Raw genomic sequence first — 15,334 nt, forward strand, 5'->3', positions numbered from 1 at the left:
ATCAACATGGATCTTATTTTGCAACATAGTTTGCTTCTTATTATTTTATCTTTTTCCTATATAAACAACCCCTTTACTATGAATCGGTTCGAATGAGTAACCGGTAGCCACCACCAATCTATTTTTTTGGTCTAGAGATATCAATCTTCCATATCCGCTGAGTTCTTCGTAGTGTTTATACGTTATTCCATTATGATGGGCAATCATAAAATATTCACCAACAATAAATAAATCGTTCAAATTATTACCTCGTACCCGCCAAGGGAATCCACGCCAGGTTTGTGGAAATGGCATTTGCTTCGCTTCACCTTTAGTAGAAGATTGACATTTGAATATTCCATAATCAGATAAAACAAATAACTTTTTATCGTTTTGCAACCACACGCTGGTTAATAAACCTGACAGTGAGTCTGTATTGAGTGTGAATGGATTTATTTTCTCCCACACTTTTCTTACGATATTATTCTCTATCCGTAATAATACCGTCGGTTTAAAATCTTCCCAGCCGCATGCCCATACTACTTTTCCATCCGGGCTTCCCCATACATCTGTTAAATTTACATCTGTTCCGCTCTCTATCTTTTGCCACTGGCTTCCGTCATAATGTGCCAAAGATCCATTAGTACCGCACATGTACATATTGGATGAACTTGTTCCCCAGAATTTATTGACGTATCCATTGAAGGCTCCATCCAATTTAAACGTTCTCCAAACTACACCGTTCCAATGATATGGACCAGAAGTTCCAGCCCAAATATTAGTGTCCGAAAATACAAATATTGACCTCACAGGTACAGAAGTAATGCTTTTCATCTCCCAGTTCTTTCCACCCCATTTTAAAAAGTTATAGGGGATATTATTCCAATTACCAAGAGAATCTTTTTTATAAATTTCTCCCACCGCATATACGCAAGTATCATTTATTATTGCTACATCGTTTATAATACTACCATTACCATCACCCAGCGTATCAACCTGCCACGTAAAGTTATGGCTTGTCGTATCCATTGTCGTTACATCAGCATAACTGCGTTCTTTTATTTGGAAGAAATTTTCTACGGTGAGCGTGTATCTATAACTCTGTTTTGGTAGAAGTCTCTCGTCTATAATTAAAGTGTCGATTAGTGAGCGGTGAGTTGCTTGCCCGCCTGCGGCGGGTGAAAGTGGTGAGTGGTATACTGTTGCTGTATCGTTTTGCTGTTTAATGTTTTGGCGTTTCAATGTAACGGTGCGGTTCATTAATCCTCCAGGCAAACGTAATCGCAAAACAGCGTCAGTCACTCCTACATCTTCAACAGTTAACATACCATTGGAAACGGTACCGTTTCCCGGCTCGGGTGGTGTTTCTTTGCAGGAGAAAGAAAACAGCAAAAATAAAATTGTCATCGTAATAAACGTTTTAATTTTCATAACCTATTTTTCATTGATAAATGAGTTAGAAAACATGTCATATCATTATTACGTCTCAGGAAGGCGGGCACCCACCCAAGCCGCTTTTAAATCTCGCATAAGTTAAAGATATTTTCTTATAATGTCAAAAAGAAACCTTCCGAAGATTACTATCGCATAATTAAATCAATCTTCGTAAGGTTCCTAAGTTGCCTATTGTCGTGAAGATATAATTGATTTTACGATCAATCAGATCCAATATTACCCAAAAGTTTCAACTCCAAAATTATTTTACTATCTTTTCATAACAGCAATTTAAGAATATTGAAAAACATGCAAAATAAAGTTATACGCGTAGGGCACAGCCCCGATCCGGACGATGCTTTTATGTTTTACGGACTCGCTTCGTGTAAAGTAAAATTGGACGGAATCATAATCGAGCACATGCTCGAAGATATCCAATCGTTGAACGAACGTGCGTTGAAAGCTGAACTCGAAGTTACGGCAATCTCGGCGCACGCATTTCCTTACGTGGCCGATAATTATTGGATTATGCGCACAGGAGCAAGTATGGGCGAAGGATATGGCCCTGTTATTATTTCTAAAAAATATAAATCACTTGGTGAATTATCGGGTAAAACCGTCGCTACTCCGGGTCCGCTTACAACCGCAACACTTCTCTTCAAAATCTTCACGAATGGAATAAAGAATATCGATATGCCTTTCGATAAAATCATGGATGCGGTGGATAACGGAACTGTCGATGCCGGACTGTTGATTCACGAAGGTCAAATTACCTACCAATCTTTAGGGTATAATAAAATTTTAGATTTCGGAGAATTTTGGGAAAAAGAAACCGGAGGACTTCCGCTTCCTTTAGGTCTTGATGTTGTGAAAAAAGATTTGGGCGAACCACTCGCCCGTAAATTATCTCTTGGTTTAAAAGAAAGCATAGCTTACGGTTATGATCATCAAGCAGAATCGATACCTTATGCCATGCGATGGGGAAGAGGGATAGATTACAATTTGGGTGAAAAATTTGTAAAGATGTATGTCAGTCAGTTAACTATTGACATGGGTGAAAACGGAAAAAAAGCACTCGAGTTATTGTTCCAAAAAGGATATGAGAAAAAATTATTACCGCGCGTTCCCGAAATCATTCTTATTTAAAATAATTTATAAATAGAAAACATGAATTTAGGTCTTCAAGGAAAAGTTATCGTTGTAACCGGCGCGAGCAAAGGAATAGGTAAAGCAACAGCGCTTGCCTTTGCCGAAGAAGGATGCCGGCTGGCTCTGTGCGCCCGCGATGAACATGAATTGAAGCTGACCGCAGATTATATCCAGATGCATTTGAAGACCGATGTGATTGCGGTAAAAACAAATTTAACCCGTCTTAACGATATCCGCCGTTTTGTAACTGCCATTATCAAAAAGTTCAATCGGATCGATGTACTTATCAATAACGCGGGCGGTGCGCATGTCGGTGGAATAGTTCAAACGACTGACGACGATTGGGAACAACATATTCAACTAAAACTTCTTGGTTATATAAAAATGGCGCGTGAAGTTATACCTCACATGAGAAAAAACGGAGGTGGAAAAATTATCAACATCATCGGAACTGCCGGAAAAGAACCGACTCCCCATTTTATGGTTCCGGGGGTTACAAATGCCGGCTTGATGAATTTTACTAAATCTCTTGCGAAAGAACTCGAACCCGACAATATAACCGTTAACGCTTTGAACCCCGGCACAACCGATACGCCGCTTACGCATGAGACATTCAAATCGTTGGGTTTGCTTTGGCAAAAAACACCCGAAGAGGTTAGAAAGATTATTGAATCTCAATTGCCGCAAAACCGGCTTGCCACGGCTGAAGAAATTGCACGGGTTGCCGTATTGTTCGGGTCGGATTCGTTCGGGTTCATAAACGGAGTATCGCTAAACATTGATGCCGGAAAAACACCGGGTCTTTTTTAAATTCCATCGGATTCGAATGAATCGTTATCTAAAAGATGTTCACCGACAACGTTGTCTTTTGCTGATTCTTTCAATCGTTATTTTTCATCAATCATCGGCGGCACAACAAGAAAATATAGGGGGAAAAATCGTTGCACTCAATCCCGATTCTCTTCGGGGGAACCTTGCTTCTATTGTATTCGATAAATCTTTTAACACTTATCATTGGAACGGAGCGGCGTTTTTAAACCGCAAGTTCGGACCGGTATCGGTTCGATTTAATGAACAGTTCCGTTCAACATTGATCCGCACCGAACCAAAGTTGATCACCGATAATCAGAATCTCGATTTGAGGTTGATGTATAATATTTCTGAGAATGTTGATTTCGGCATCGAGTGCAATTCCTTTATTTTGTCGGATAATAAAAGTATCGGTGGTAGTATCAGTAAGGCGTCATCGCACGCTATTTACGCGTCGGCAACATATAGGCCTTTTGATAATATGACCGTTGAACCATCGCTGGGGACGCGGTTCGACATACAGTTCGACCAGCAAGATCACGGACTATCGTACCTGTTGGGTTTCTCGTTATACCCTTCAATCTATTCAGGATATTTGATAAACACACGTGGAAAATTTCAATACGATAAGATCGATCCGCGTGTAATGGAATCGTATAATGCGACTGTTCGCATAGAGAAATCATACTTCGAACAAACGAGAAATTATCTTTCACTGTCGTATTATCGAGTGAGACGTGATTTTTATTTTCATGCCGATTCCACATCGGGCAATAATTTACCGAACTTTTTTAATGTTGAAACTCGTTCCGATAATTTATTCGAAATCAACGATTCATTGCGATATACAGTGAGCAATAAGTTCTCTTGGTCTCTATACGGGGGAATAGCATCACGAGAAATCACGCGATTATCAAGTGGAACAACTATTCCCGGTACAACAATAAGCAATCTGCGGATTGAAGGGGGAGTTCGAGCAATGTTTGAAATACATCGACGAATAAACTCATCAATTTCGTTTTCGTATCACGAGAAAGATGAAAAACATGAAACTGATTCGGAAAGTAATATCAAACGTCAGGAAGAACGAAGAAACAATCAGGCAAGGCGAAGCGGTATTGCAGGTGCTATATCATGGGTAATTTCCGATTCAGATACGTTAAATATTTCAGGTTCTACTCATTTACTTCGTTACGACACCCCAAGCCGTGAGAACGATGATGATCGCGACGAGCAACTTTATCTTTTCAATTTATCTACCCGACATCGGTTCGGCACAGTTTTATTTATGAAGGTTGATGCCGATTTGAACATAGGGCATCTTGTTTATCTCTTTGCCTCGCGCAGCGCGGATAATTCCTGGAACAGAATAATTCGCTTATCTCCGTCGGTTGAATATCAACCATTGAATATTTTTCGCACCGTAAACACTTTTGAAGTAGTTGCAAATTACACGGTTTATGATTTTGAGAGATTCACTTCTCAAGTGCATAGCTATGTTTTTCGTCAGTTTGCGTTTGTTGACTCTTCATCAATATCATTGACAAACAAGCTGCGAATGGATTGGTTGAGCCATATCCGTCTTTATGAGCGCGGCGAATTAAAATGGAATGCGTTTTCTGAGAGACCGATAAATTACTTCGAAGAAAAAACATATTTAGGATCGTTGTCATATATTCCTTCGCAAGGTTTGCTTTTTTCTGTAGGTATTCGTTATTTTAATCAATTACAGTTCGGTTTTTCCGGAAAGTCGCGCTTTGTCGAAAATGATCTCCGGAGCGTAGGACCGACAACAAAAATTGAAATATCTACCGGCAACGCTGATTTTTCGGTTTACGGCTGGTATGAACGTCAATCGCAAACAAATCAATCGAATCGCGGGTATGCAACTTTGGTAATGGCGTTAAATGTTAAAATCTAAAAAGAAAACTACAGTTAAATTGTTCAAACAAGCATTGGTTCTAAAAAGCGAGCCGAAAGAAATAATAAAAGTTGAACATTTCCTTGAGAAAATAAATAATAAATTGAATCTAGATGAAATGCGTTTCAACAAACTCCTTGTTGCTGCCACCGAAGCTGTGAATAACGGTATTATTCACGGCAACAAGCGCGACCCACGGAAAAAAGTTAAGCTTACATGTACATTGAAAAATTCTATATTGACAATAACTGTGAAGGACCAGGGAAAGGGAATAAATCCCGACACGATACCGGACCCGCTATCGCAAGAAAATATACTGCGCGAAAACGGGCGGGGAATATTTTTAATGAAATCGCTGATGGAAAAAATTGTTTTTAAGAAATCAAAAACAGGATCATCGGTGATTATGACAATGAAAATCTAAACAAAACATTTATAAATCTGATGTTAAATATTAAACGGATGTTTTATGAAATACTTTGCTATTATAGGAGTTATGATCCTTCTTATTCCGGTTTTCGTTTCCGCCCAGGTATACGTTCGAGGTGGAATAGGATATGGATTAAGTCTAGGATCGGGACAACTCGGTACATCAACAAACTCAATAACTGCCGTTCATCAATATGAAGGAGTTTATGGATCGTTCGGGAAAGGATTTAATTTTGTAGCCGCTTTAGGGGCAACGATCAATCAAAATTTTAAAGGAGAGCTTGGCATCTCTTATACAACAGGCGGCTCTATTGAAGAGAAGGATGTTAATTCGTCGGGATCATTAACCACCACTTATAGCGGATCAATGTTTTCTTTCATGCCGGGAATTATTGTTTCATCTTCTATCTCCGGTGTCGAACCGTATGCCCGTATCAACGCCATCATCGCATTTCCATCATTGAAAGTTGAAGAATCCGGGTACGATAATGATAAATCTGAATTTACCGGCAATATCGCAGTCGGATTTGGCGGTGGAATCGGAATACAGTTACCGTTACAGAATCGGTTTAGTGTTTACGGAGAACTTGCATTTTCAAACATTTCGTGGGGTCCGTCGGAAGAAAAGTATACAAACATGCCGAGCGGAAATACAGTAACCATACAATTTAAAGACAGTTGGAACGAAAATGAACAGAACACATCAACAACTCCGCGCATTCCTTTCGGACATGTTGGAATAAATATTGGCCTGCTTATTAATCTTTAAAAAATTTAAGTAAAATTTATTTTTATTAAGAATAAAAAAGCCATCCCGATAAATCGAGATGGCTTTTGTTTATAAAAATTAAATGAAGAGTTGTGCAGTAAAACTACAGATCTAATTTTTTTATCTGGTCGCGGAGTTGGGCGGCGCGCTCGTAATCTTCGCGTTCAACAGCTTCATTAAGTTGTGCTTTAAGTGCTTCAAGCCGGGTTAACCGGTTTTCGGGTGGGGTTTTTTCGGGTTCATGCTCTTCGCTTTCAGGCAGGAACGAAGCTTCTTCCATCACTTTATCCGAAACAAAAATTGGAACGCCAAAACGAACCGCAAGAGCTATTGCATCGCTGGGGCGCGCATCTATATCTTGTCCGTCGAAACTTAGAGTGGCGTAAAATGTTCCTTCACGCAATTCACCGATAGTAATTTCTATCAACTCAGAACCGAGAGTTTCAATAATATTTTTCATCAAATCGTGAGTGAGTGGACGCGGAGGTTTTATACCTTCGATTTCAAGAGCAATTGACTGCGCTTCAAATGCGCCAATGATGATTGGAAGTCGGCGATTACCGCTGACTTCTTTCAAAATGAGGGCGTATGCCCCGCCGCTTGCCGGACTCGTTGATAATCCCATTATATCGACTTGAATTCTTTCCACTATTAATTACCTTATTATTTTCCGAGGAGTTTTTTAAATTCTTCCGTCAAAGGGGGAAGAATCTCAAATAAATCCCCGGCTATTCCATAATCTGCTAATTGAAATATCGGCGCATCCTTATCTTTATTGATGGCGACAATAAATTTCGATGAAGACATTCCTGCTATGTGCTGAATTGCCCCTGATATTCCACATGCAATATATAATGTGGGTGAAACTGTTTTACCGGTCTGCCCTACCTGTTCATCATGCGTACGCCAGCCGGCATCTACAACGGCTCTCGATGCGCCAACTGCTCCGCCGAGAATATCTGCAAGTTTTTCGATCAATTGAAAATGTTCCGGACCTTTCATGCCGCGGCCGCCCGATACGACAATATTCGCCTCGGTAACATCGGGTCTGCCCTCTGCTACTTTTACATCAATTACTTTGGATGCAAAATCAGCATCTGTCAGTTCCGGTTTTACGTTCTCCACTATAACCTGCGCACCATCTTTTGGTGTTGCGGTAAAAACGTTTGACCGAAGAGCAAAAATCTTGACGGGTGAATTTATTTTTACCTCGATGAGCGTTTTACCCGCATAAACCGGTCTTGTAGCGATTACCTCAGATCCTTCAATTCTAATCGCAATACAATCGGATGCGAGACCGGCATTTAATTTTGCCGCGACGCGTGGCGCAACATCTTTCCCCATCTGAGTGGCAGAGAAAAATATAATTGCCGCACCTTCTTTTTGCGCAATTTCACCAATAACTTTAGCGTATGCCGTTGTTGAATAACGATCGAGGCGTGCATCCTGAATCGCAATAATTTTATTCGCCCCGTATTTTCCAAGGTCTGACAATATTCCATCAAGAGAATTTCCAACAACCACAGTTATTAATTCGGCATTCAATTTTGTGGCTACGCCTGCCGCTGCTTGAGTTACTTCGAATGCAGATTTTTTAAATTTTCCGTCGCGTTGTTCCGCAAATGCAAGTATTTTCATAATCAAGTAAAAATTAAAATATAAAATTTAAAAAAAATTGTTTGTATACATCTCATGTTTCTTGTTTATTATATGACTTTCGCTTCCTCGTGAAGTAATCGCACAAGTTCCGGTACCGCTGTCGCGTCGGCACCGACAATCTTACCTGATTGTTTTGATTGAGGTTTAATCATAGTAATTGTTTCAACTGCGGGCGCTACGGCTATCGGCTGAACTTCTGTAATCGGTTTTGTTTTTGATGCCATGATCCCCTTTAACGACGGATAACGCGGTTCGTTCAAACCTTTCTGCGCAGAAATGACAACCGGATAAGTTGTTTCAACAACTTCTTGCCCGCCCTCAATTTCGCGGTGACATGTAACTTTTTTATCTTCAACCGTCAATTTTACGACGGAAGTCACGGACGGAACACCGAGGAACGCGGCTACCATTCCGGGAATTTGCTCGTTATAATAATCTATTGATTGTTTTCCGAAAAGTATAAAATCGGGAGAATGTTTTTTCAATTCTTCCGCAAGAGCTTTTGCCACAGATAAAGAATCTCTGACTGAATCATCTTTTAAAAGCACGGCTTTATCAACACCCATCGCGAGAGCTTTGCGAAGAGTTTCTTTGTGCGAATCTCCGCCAAGCGTAATCGCTATCGTCTCTCCGCCGTTTTTTTCTTTGAGTTGAAGAATTGCTTCTGTCGCAAACTCGTCGTACGGATTAAGAATATGGTTTATGCCTGTTTTATCAATATACTTTCCATCAGCGCCAACTTTAATCTTGGCTTCTGTATCAGGAACATGATTTACGCAAACTATGCACTTCATAAATTTTCTTCGCTGTTTAAATATAGTGTTAAGAGGGCTCGCCTCAAAATAAACTTAACTTGGATTCAATATAAATAGTATCCTATAAAAAGGCAAAAATGCGAATTGCATGTAAGATTGCTTTTTGGTAAATTCATGATACTGCATAATCCACAATATCACTTCACGGGGAATAAAGATGAGTAGTACAAAAAAATTAATGACATTGGAACGCTTCATTCACGAGCAGGAACACCTGTACCCGTCGGCAACGGGTGAATTTTCTGAACTTCTTCATGATCTTTCGGTTGCCGCCAAACTTGTATGGCGCGAAGTAAGCAAGGCGGGGCTCGTGAATATTCTTGGATCAACCGGCCGCACAAACGCAAGCGGTGACAGTGTGAAAAAACTTGATGAGTTTGCCGATGAAACAATTTACCGCGCGATGGATTTCAGCGGTCATCTTTGCGTTATGGCATCTGAAGAGAATGAAGACATTCTGCAAATCCCTGAAGAATATAAATCGGGTGGTTATGTTTTACTTTACGACCCGCTCGATGGATCATCAAACATCGATGCTAATATTACAATAGGTTCGATCTTCAGCATTTACAAAAGAGTTTCTCCTGGCGGCAAGGGTAAGTTGGAAGATTGTCTGCAGCAGGGATTGAAACAAGTTGCCGCCGGATATATTATTTATGGATCGAGCACCGTATTTGTTTATTCTACCGGACGCGGTGTGCACGGTTTCACTCTCGATCCCAGCGTTGGTGAGTTTATTCTTTCGAATGAAAAAATTGTCATTCCTCAAAAAGGAAAAATCTACAGCATGAACGAAGGCAACTACCGCAACTGGGACAAAGGTTTACAAAATTATATTCAGTATATAACCGAAGATGATAAAACTACCGGCAGACCATACTCATTGCGATACATCGGAACAATGGTTGGCGACGCTCACCGAACCCTTATGTATGGCGGTATCTTTGCCTATCCGGGTGATAAAAAAAATCCGGATGGTAAATTACGTTTATGTTACGAGTGTAATCCAATGGCGTATATAATAGAACAGGCAGGCGGCAGAGCTATAGACGGGAAGAAGCGCATACTTGAAGTTCAGCCGACAGCGCTCCACCAGCATACACCTGTGTTTTTGGGAAGCGTTGAAGATGTTAATTTATGTGAAGAGTTTTTGCAGGGGAAAAGGTAGATTTGATATTAGATGTCCGATGTCGGATATTCATAGGTTATTCAAACGAACATCTGACATCGGAAAACTGATATCGGGAGATTATTACCACGAATACCTTATCGTGTAAGTTATAACTTTCTCTTCATCCTTACCAATCTTAACGGGAAATTTGATTGTTGACTGATCCATCTTTTCAAAATTCGAAGAGTTTTTAGTGATTTCCCACTGACTCCACCGCCACGGGTGTTCGTATACCATAACTTCAACGGGTTCTGTTTTGTGGTTGCGGACTTTTATCTCGATAGTTTCTTCTACAACTCTTTTACTGATGGTTCTAAAATCTTTCTGTGCCCGCTCGCCAACTATATCGAAAGCATTTCCGAGGTATAGGCGAAGCTCTTCATCTTTCGGCGTATGATCGATCATATCCTCGCCGATAAATTGTTCTTTGCCGTCATCATCTTTTTTATAAACACGGATTTTCCCTTTTGGCAATGCGATGCCGAGACCCGATTTCTCTTCGTTCTTGAAAGTAACAAAAACTCCGACCTTCTGATTCGATTGCTGTCCAAAACTTCCCTGGTCTCTGTATGAATAATTGTTGTACCAATAGCGCCACTGATCTGAAAGCCCATCATATATAAAAACCTTTTTAGCGGGAACATTTTTCCCTGAAATCAATTCAATTTGTTTGGTTTCGTTGTCATTGACATCAGTGCGGCGCTGTAATGAGTAAAGTTTGAACTCGAATAAATCGGTTTGTTTGAATTGTGGTTCTGCCGCTTTTGCCGCGAAATCCATCATGGGTCGCACTCTATCAAATTCCTGACGCACAATATTTACATCACCGGCAACAAGTTTAAGTCCGGCATTTTTAAAAGATGTCCCTGAATTATTCGTAAGCGTTACCCAGCCGGTCAGATCCAATTTATTGTCATCTTTATTTAAGATCGCGACATAATTTGCATTCCAGGATAGTTGTCCTGCAAGATAACTTATTTCGGTTTTATGTTCACCTGCTTTTTCATTCTCAACAAGCCATTCGAGCTGTGGTTTCAGAATTAATCCTTCGGGTAACGATGGCAAAACCAGCCGGCCCGCAGGATTGATTTCAATCTTGCCGTTTATTTCCGCAACTAAGCCGCCGCTGAAACTCGATGAAATTAATTTAGCTTTCACCGTGTATTCTTTTTTTGTTTCTTCGTTCAAGCGGACGAACTCTACATCTTTGCCGATATATTTTTCCATCAGCTTCGCCTGATTGACAAGATCGTACTGATAGTTTTGCTCAAGAACTCTTACAGCCGTTGGATTTGTAAGACTTGAAAAGTGAAGCGATGTTCCATCAATTGTTGCAGGAATGTCGGGAATGATTACACGGCTAATATCTGCGGGGATAGTTATTTTTCTTTCTTCTCGGATAAGCGAAAGATTTTGATTGTAAATAGTGAGATCAACAGATGTGCGTTCAGTTGCGGTTGATTGCTTCAACTGGGCATGCACGTACACGTTGCTCAACGCAACGCAGATTAGCAGAGATAAGAATAATATTTTTTTCATAATAATTCCCTTTCTTATAATAAGACGATTCAAACTACTGTTTCGTTTATTTGCATTATAAAACTCAATCCTCTTAATCCCCCTTCTCTTTTAAAAGAGAATGGGGCTGGGGGTTGAGTATGATAAGTTAAGAATGTTTCGGCTAATTATCCACTTGTTAAAATTATCGCCTCGGTTGTATGGTATGAGAAGTAACGAAATGAGACTTCTGAAAAATCTCTCCAACTGTCACCCTGAACAAAGTGAAGGGTCCCAAGCCTTTAGAATCGAGATGTTTCGCTACGCTCAACATGACAAAAAAGAATAATTCAGAAGTCTCAAAATAATAGTTTGTCATTCAGATCAGGATATTAGCCCTGCAAACCCGATTTGACAATGAATATATTTTTGCTACATTAACAAGAAATTTATGTGTTCTTTCATTAGCCGAACGATAGTTTAATTAATAGTTAGGCATCAATGCACATGTATAAATTTTGAGGTTTAATTTCTATGCTAAATAAATCAATATCATTTATTTTCTTTTTAGTTTTTTCAATTCTTTCTCCCCAGATAATGATAGCCCAATGGATTAATACAAATTTCCCTACAAATATTTATATTCGTTGTTTTACGTCCATCGGATCGAATCTCTTCGCTGGGGGTTCTGGCGGTGTTTATCTTTCAAATGACGAGGGCACAAATTGGTTCGAAGTGAATAACGGTTTGACAAATAAAGATGTATTTTCACTCTGCGTAAGTGGCGATAACCTTTTCGCGGGGACTGGATCTGGAGTTTTTATATCAACTAACAATGGCGAAAATTGGAACCCCGCAAATTCAGGCTTGCCTTATATTGTTTCTTCTCTTGCCACTATGGGCTCATGCCTTTTTGCTGGAAGTTATAATGGTGTTTATATTTCTACTAATAATGGAGTAAGCTGGCAAAATGTTGGTTTGGGTTCTTGGTCCGTAAAATCACTCTTCTCAATAGATTCAATAATTTTTGCACCAGTTTATTTCGGTGGTGATTCCGGAGGAGTTTTTCTATCATCTGATTATGGTTTAAATTGGACCAGAGCCGATTCCGGACTAAACTCTTATTATATTTATAATTTTGCAGCGAAAGACACAATTATCTTTACTGCAACTAATAATGGTGTTTACAAATCTACAAACTATGGTAAAAACTGGATTTCTGTTAGCCTAGGCTTACCAATTACTTATGACAGTTATCCGTGTACTCTTGCCAATGGCGATACTAATCTTTTTGTAGGGCTTTATGGCGGTGGTGTATTTCTTTCTACTAATAACGGAACAAGCTGGAATTCCATCAATTCCGGATTAGGGAATCCGTATGTGCAGACAATTTTTATAAATGGTAAGCACCTCTTTTCTAGCAATTATGATCCTTATGTTCCTGTTGGGAATGGAGGTAGCGTCTGGAAACTTTCAATTGCCGAAATGGTTGTTTCTGTAGAGACCATTTCAATCAATCAGCCGAAATACTATTATTTAGAACAAAATTATCCGAATCCATTTAATCCATCAACAACCATTCGATACCAATTACCCAACGATTGTTTGGTAACAATAAAAGTATTTAATATTCTTGGTGAAGAGATAAAAACACTTGTAGACAAATATGAAACTGCCGGACATAAATCAGTTGAATTGGATGCAAGCAATCTTCCGAACGGGGTCTATTATTATCGATTCCAATCCGGTTCCCCTTCGTCAAACTCAGGAAAAGGTTTCTCCGATGTCAAGAAAATGTTATTAGTTAAATAGTTTTGAACAATATCAGTAATTATATTTTTTATCAAAAATGAAGGGCGGGATGATTGTTGAAAATGTCCCGCTTTTTATTTTATAGTTTTGCCTTCCTGCTCTTTATACTGCAGCTTGTACAGTTTATAATAAATTCCCTCCATCGCTAAAAGCTCCTGATGTGTTCCCATCTCGCGGATTTCACCTTTATGCATCACTATTATTTTATTCGCCCGCTGTATGGTCGATAACCTGTGCGCTATTACAATCGACGTTCTCCCCTGCAATAATTTTTTAATCGCCTGCTGAATAAGTATTTCGGTTTCAGTGTCGATGCTCGATGTTGCCTCATCGAGTATTAAAATTTTAGGATGAACAGCAAGCGCGCGGGCAAATGAAATCAATTGTTTTTGTCCGACCGATAATGTTGCGCCGCGTTCTTTTACTTCTTCATCATACTGGTTCGGCATTTTTTCTATGAATCTGTTCGCACCAACAACCCTCGCCGCAGCTTTTATCCGATCCATGGAAATATCATCGTTGCCTAAATTGATGTTTGATTTGATGTCTCCCGAAAAAAGAAAAACATCCTGCAAAACAATAGCCATTTGTTTTCTGAGATCCTCTTTATTTATAGCGCGTATATCCGTGCCGTCAATAAGAATTTCTCCCCGCTGGAATTCATAAAACCTGCAAATCAGATTAATAATGCTGGTTTTACCAGCGCCAGTATGACCAACGAAAGCGGCAGTTTCACCCGGATTGATTTTAAAAGAAACATTTTTTAAAACCCAGTCCTCGCCAATATAAGCAAACCAGACGTTCCGGAATTCAATTTCACCACGCACTTTTTCAAGCGATACCGGCGATACGGGATTCGGAATTACCGACCGATCATCGAGAAGTTTGAATATCCGCTCCGATGATGCCATGGCGGTTTGCATGATGTTATATTTTTCAGATAGATCGCGTATGGGTCGCCAGAACATTTCATTGAACTGGAAAAACGCAATCACGGTTCCAATCGTAAGGGATCCTTTCAACGCATCTATTCCAGCGTACCAGATGATAAGTCCGATGGCAATTGCGCCGATAAGATCGACGCCCGGATAGAACAGCGCATAATAGAAGATAGATTTAATATTTGCATCGCGATGAGAGGCGTTTATACCCGAAAACTTTTCGTGTGATTTTTTTTCACGGTTGAATATCTGATCGACTATCATGCCTGTTATATGTTCCTGCATAAAAGTATTGATGCGTGCGATTTGTAAACGCACTTCGCGATATGCCTCACGCGCTTTTTTCCTGAAAAGAAACGTGCCGTAAAACAACAGCGGCAAAACACTGAGAGATAATAATGCAAGCTCCCAGCTCATCGAAAACATAAACCAGAGAATTCCGATAATCGTAAAGACATCGCTGAATACCATAACAATGCCGGACGAAAACATTTCATTCAACACTTCAACGTCGTTTGTTACGCGTGTTATCAGCCGTCCAATAGGATTGCTGTCGAAATATTTAATACTGAGATTCTGGAGGTGCGTAAATATCTGCATCCTTAGATCATAAATTGTTTTTTGTCCGATCCATTGTGTAAGATATGCGCTTGCATATTGCACCATCCCCCTGAAAATCAGCAACCCGAGAAACGCGACAGCCGTAATGAGCAAACCCTGTTTATCATTGTTGGCAATATTTGTATCTACGGCATATTTGGTGAACCACGGGCGCACCGCTTCCATTCCCGAAACGATTACGCTCAAGAAAATTCCAAGCACAACATGCCATTTATACGGCTTCAAATACTTTATCAGCCGCTTCATCAAGCGGGTATCGTATGCCTTACCGAGGATTTCTTCGTCAACCATAGATCAATTCAAAATGAAAAAAGCAAAATGCAAAAA

Annotated in this window: 13 protein-coding genes; 7 read left to right on the top strand and 6 right to left on the bottom strand. The window is 39.9% G+C overall.

Going from position 1 to position 15,334, the window contains the following annotated elements:
* Positions 1 to 45 precede the first annotated feature (45 nt).
* Entirely contained in the window at positions 46 to 1,410 is a 1,365-nt protein-coding gene (locus HZB59_07940) for a hypothetical protein (protein ID MBI5021349.1), read from the bottom strand.
* 312 nt (positions 1,411 to 1,722) lie between these two features.
* Here HZB59_07940 and HZB59_07945 point away from each other — a divergent pair, with 312 nt between their 5' ends.
* From HZB59_07945 to HZB59_07965, 5 genes are read left to right on the top strand one after another with little or no spacing between them, the layout of a single operon-like run.
* The gene (locus tag HZB59_07945; GenBank protein MBI5021350.1) at positions 1,723 to 2,559 is read left to right on the top strand and encodes an ABC transporter substrate-binding protein; all 837 of its coding nucleotides are present in this window, start codon (positions 1,723 to 1,725) and stop codon (positions 2,557 to 2,559) included.
* 21 nt (positions 2,560 to 2,580) lie between these two features.
* Positions 2,581 to 3,372, top strand: a complete 792-nt coding sequence (locus HZB59_07950; protein ID MBI5021351.1) for an SDR family NAD(P)-dependent oxidoreductase — start codon at positions 2,581 to 2,583, stop codon at positions 3,370 to 3,372.
* A 16-nt stretch (positions 3,373 to 3,388) separates the two neighbouring features.
* Positions 3,389 to 5,293: a hypothetical protein gene (locus tag HZB59_07955; GenBank protein MBI5021352.1), complete on the top strand. Its 1,905-nt coding sequence runs from the start codon at positions 3,389 to 3,391 to the stop codon at positions 5,291 to 5,293.
* Complete coding sequence (locus tag HZB59_07960; protein MBI5021353.1) at positions 5,280 to 5,717, top strand: ATP-binding protein; 438 nt, start codon at positions 5,280 to 5,282, stop codon at positions 5,715 to 5,717. Before HZB59_07955 ends, HZB59_07960 begins: the two co-directional genes overlap by 14 nt.
* A gap of 45 nt (positions 5,718 to 5,762) precedes the next feature.
* Positions 5,763 to 6,491 (top strand): outer membrane beta-barrel protein, encoded by a 729-nt coding sequence (locus HZB59_07965; protein ID MBI5021354.1) that lies wholly within the window; start codon positions 5,763 to 5,765, stop codon positions 6,489 to 6,491.
* 103 nt (positions 6,492 to 6,594) lie between these two features.
* On the opposite strand, the gene HZB59_07970 is transcribed toward HZB59_07965, so the two are convergent.
* From HZB59_07970 to HZB59_07980, 3 genes are all read right to left on the bottom strand, one after another.
* On the bottom strand, positions 6,595 to 7,140 hold the full coding sequence (locus tag HZB59_07970) for a bifunctional nuclease family protein (protein MBI5021355.1): 546 nt from the start codon (positions 7,138 to 7,140) through the stop codon (positions 6,595 to 6,597).
* A gap of 14 nt (positions 7,141 to 7,154) precedes the next feature.
* Complete coding sequence (locus HZB59_07975) at positions 7,155 to 8,129, bottom strand: electron transfer flavoprotein subunit alpha/FixB family protein (GenBank protein MBI5021356.1); 975 nt, start codon at positions 8,127 to 8,129, stop codon at positions 7,155 to 7,157.
* A gap of 68 nt (positions 8,130 to 8,197) precedes the next feature.
* On the bottom strand, positions 8,198 to 8,944 hold the full coding sequence (locus HZB59_07980) for an electron transfer flavoprotein subunit beta/FixA family protein (GenBank protein ID MBI5021357.1): 747 nt from the start codon (positions 8,942 to 8,944) through the stop codon (positions 8,198 to 8,200).
* Positions 8,945 to 9,122: 178 nt separating this feature from the next.
* Between HZB59_07980 and fbp the strand changes: the two genes are divergently transcribed.
* Positions 9,123 to 10,133: a class 1 fructose-bisphosphatase gene (fbp, locus tag HZB59_07985; GenBank protein MBI5021358.1), complete on the top strand. Its 1,011-nt coding sequence runs from the start codon at positions 9,123 to 9,125 to the stop codon at positions 10,131 to 10,133.
* An 84-nt stretch (positions 10,134 to 10,217) separates the two neighbouring features.
* On the opposite strand, the gene HZB59_07990 is transcribed toward fbp, so the two are convergent.
* Entirely contained in the window at positions 10,218 to 11,675 is a 1,458-nt protein-coding gene (locus HZB59_07990; protein ID MBI5021359.1) for a DUF4139 domain-containing protein, read from the bottom strand.
* A 492-nt stretch (positions 11,676 to 12,167) separates the two neighbouring features.
* Here HZB59_07990 and HZB59_07995 point away from each other — a divergent pair, with 492 nt between their 5' ends.
* On the top strand, positions 12,168 to 13,445 hold the full coding sequence (locus tag HZB59_07995; protein MBI5021360.1) for a T9SS type A sorting domain-containing protein: 1,278 nt from the start codon (positions 12,168 to 12,170) through the stop codon (positions 13,443 to 13,445).
* A 74-nt stretch (positions 13,446 to 13,519) separates the two neighbouring features.
* Here the strand turns inward: HZB59_07995 and HZB59_08000 are convergent, their stop codons facing one another.
* Positions 13,520 to 15,298, bottom strand: a complete 1,779-nt coding sequence (locus tag HZB59_08000) for an ABC transporter ATP-binding protein (GenBank protein ID MBI5021361.1) — start codon at positions 15,296 to 15,298, stop codon at positions 13,520 to 13,522.
* Between the last annotated feature and the right edge of the window lie 36 nt (positions 15,299 to 15,334).

The sequence above is a fragment of the Ignavibacteriales bacterium genome (assembly GCA_016214905.1).
Classification (GTDB): Bacteria; Bacteroidota; Ignavibacteria; order UBA10030; family SZUA-254; genus PNNN01.

Bases quoted from the DNA above. Each gene is read 5' to 3' on its own strand.
- HZB59_07995 (MBI5021360.1), top strand. From the start codon at position 12,168: ATGCTAAATAAATCAATATCATTTATTTTCTTTTTAGTTTTTTCAATT.
- HZB59_08000 (MBI5021361.1), bottom strand. From the start codon at position 15,298: ATGGTTGACGAAGAAATCCTCGGTAAGGCATACGATACCCGCTTGATG.
- HZB59_07945 (MBI5021350.1), top strand. From the start codon at position 1,723: ATGCAAAATAAAGTTATACGCGTAGGGCACAGCCCCGATCCGGACGAT.
- HZB59_07955 (MBI5021352.1), top strand. From the start codon at position 3,389: ATGAATCGTTATCTAAAAGATGTTCACCGACAACGTTGTCTTTTGCTG.
- HZB59_07950 (MBI5021351.1), top strand. From the start codon at position 2,581: ATGAATTTAGGTCTTCAAGGAAAAGTTATCGTTGTAACCGGCGCGAGC.
- HZB59_07975 (MBI5021356.1), bottom strand. From the start codon at position 8,129: ATGAAAATACTTGCATTTGCGGAACAACGCGACGGAAAATTTAAAAAA.
- HZB59_07960 (MBI5021353.1), top strand. From the start codon at position 5,280: ATGTTAAAATCTAAAAAGAAAACTACAGTTAAATTGTTCAAACAAGCA.
- HZB59_07990 (MBI5021359.1), bottom strand. From the start codon at position 11,675: ATGAAAAAAATATTATTCTTATCTCTGCTAATCTGCGTTGCGTTGAGC.
- fbp (MBI5021358.1), top strand. From the start codon at position 9,123: ATGAGTAGTACAAAAAAATTAATGACATTGGAACGCTTCATTCACGAG.
- HZB59_07940 (MBI5021349.1), bottom strand. From the start codon at position 1,410: ATGAAAATTAAAACGTTTATTACGATGACAATTTTATTTTTGCTGTTT.
- HZB59_07980 (MBI5021357.1), bottom strand. From the start codon at position 8,944: ATGAAGTGCATAGTTTGCGTAAATCATGTTCCTGATACAGAAGCCAAG.
- HZB59_07965 (MBI5021354.1), top strand. From the start codon at position 5,763: ATGAAATACTTTGCTATTATAGGAGTTATGATCCTTCTTATTCCGGTT.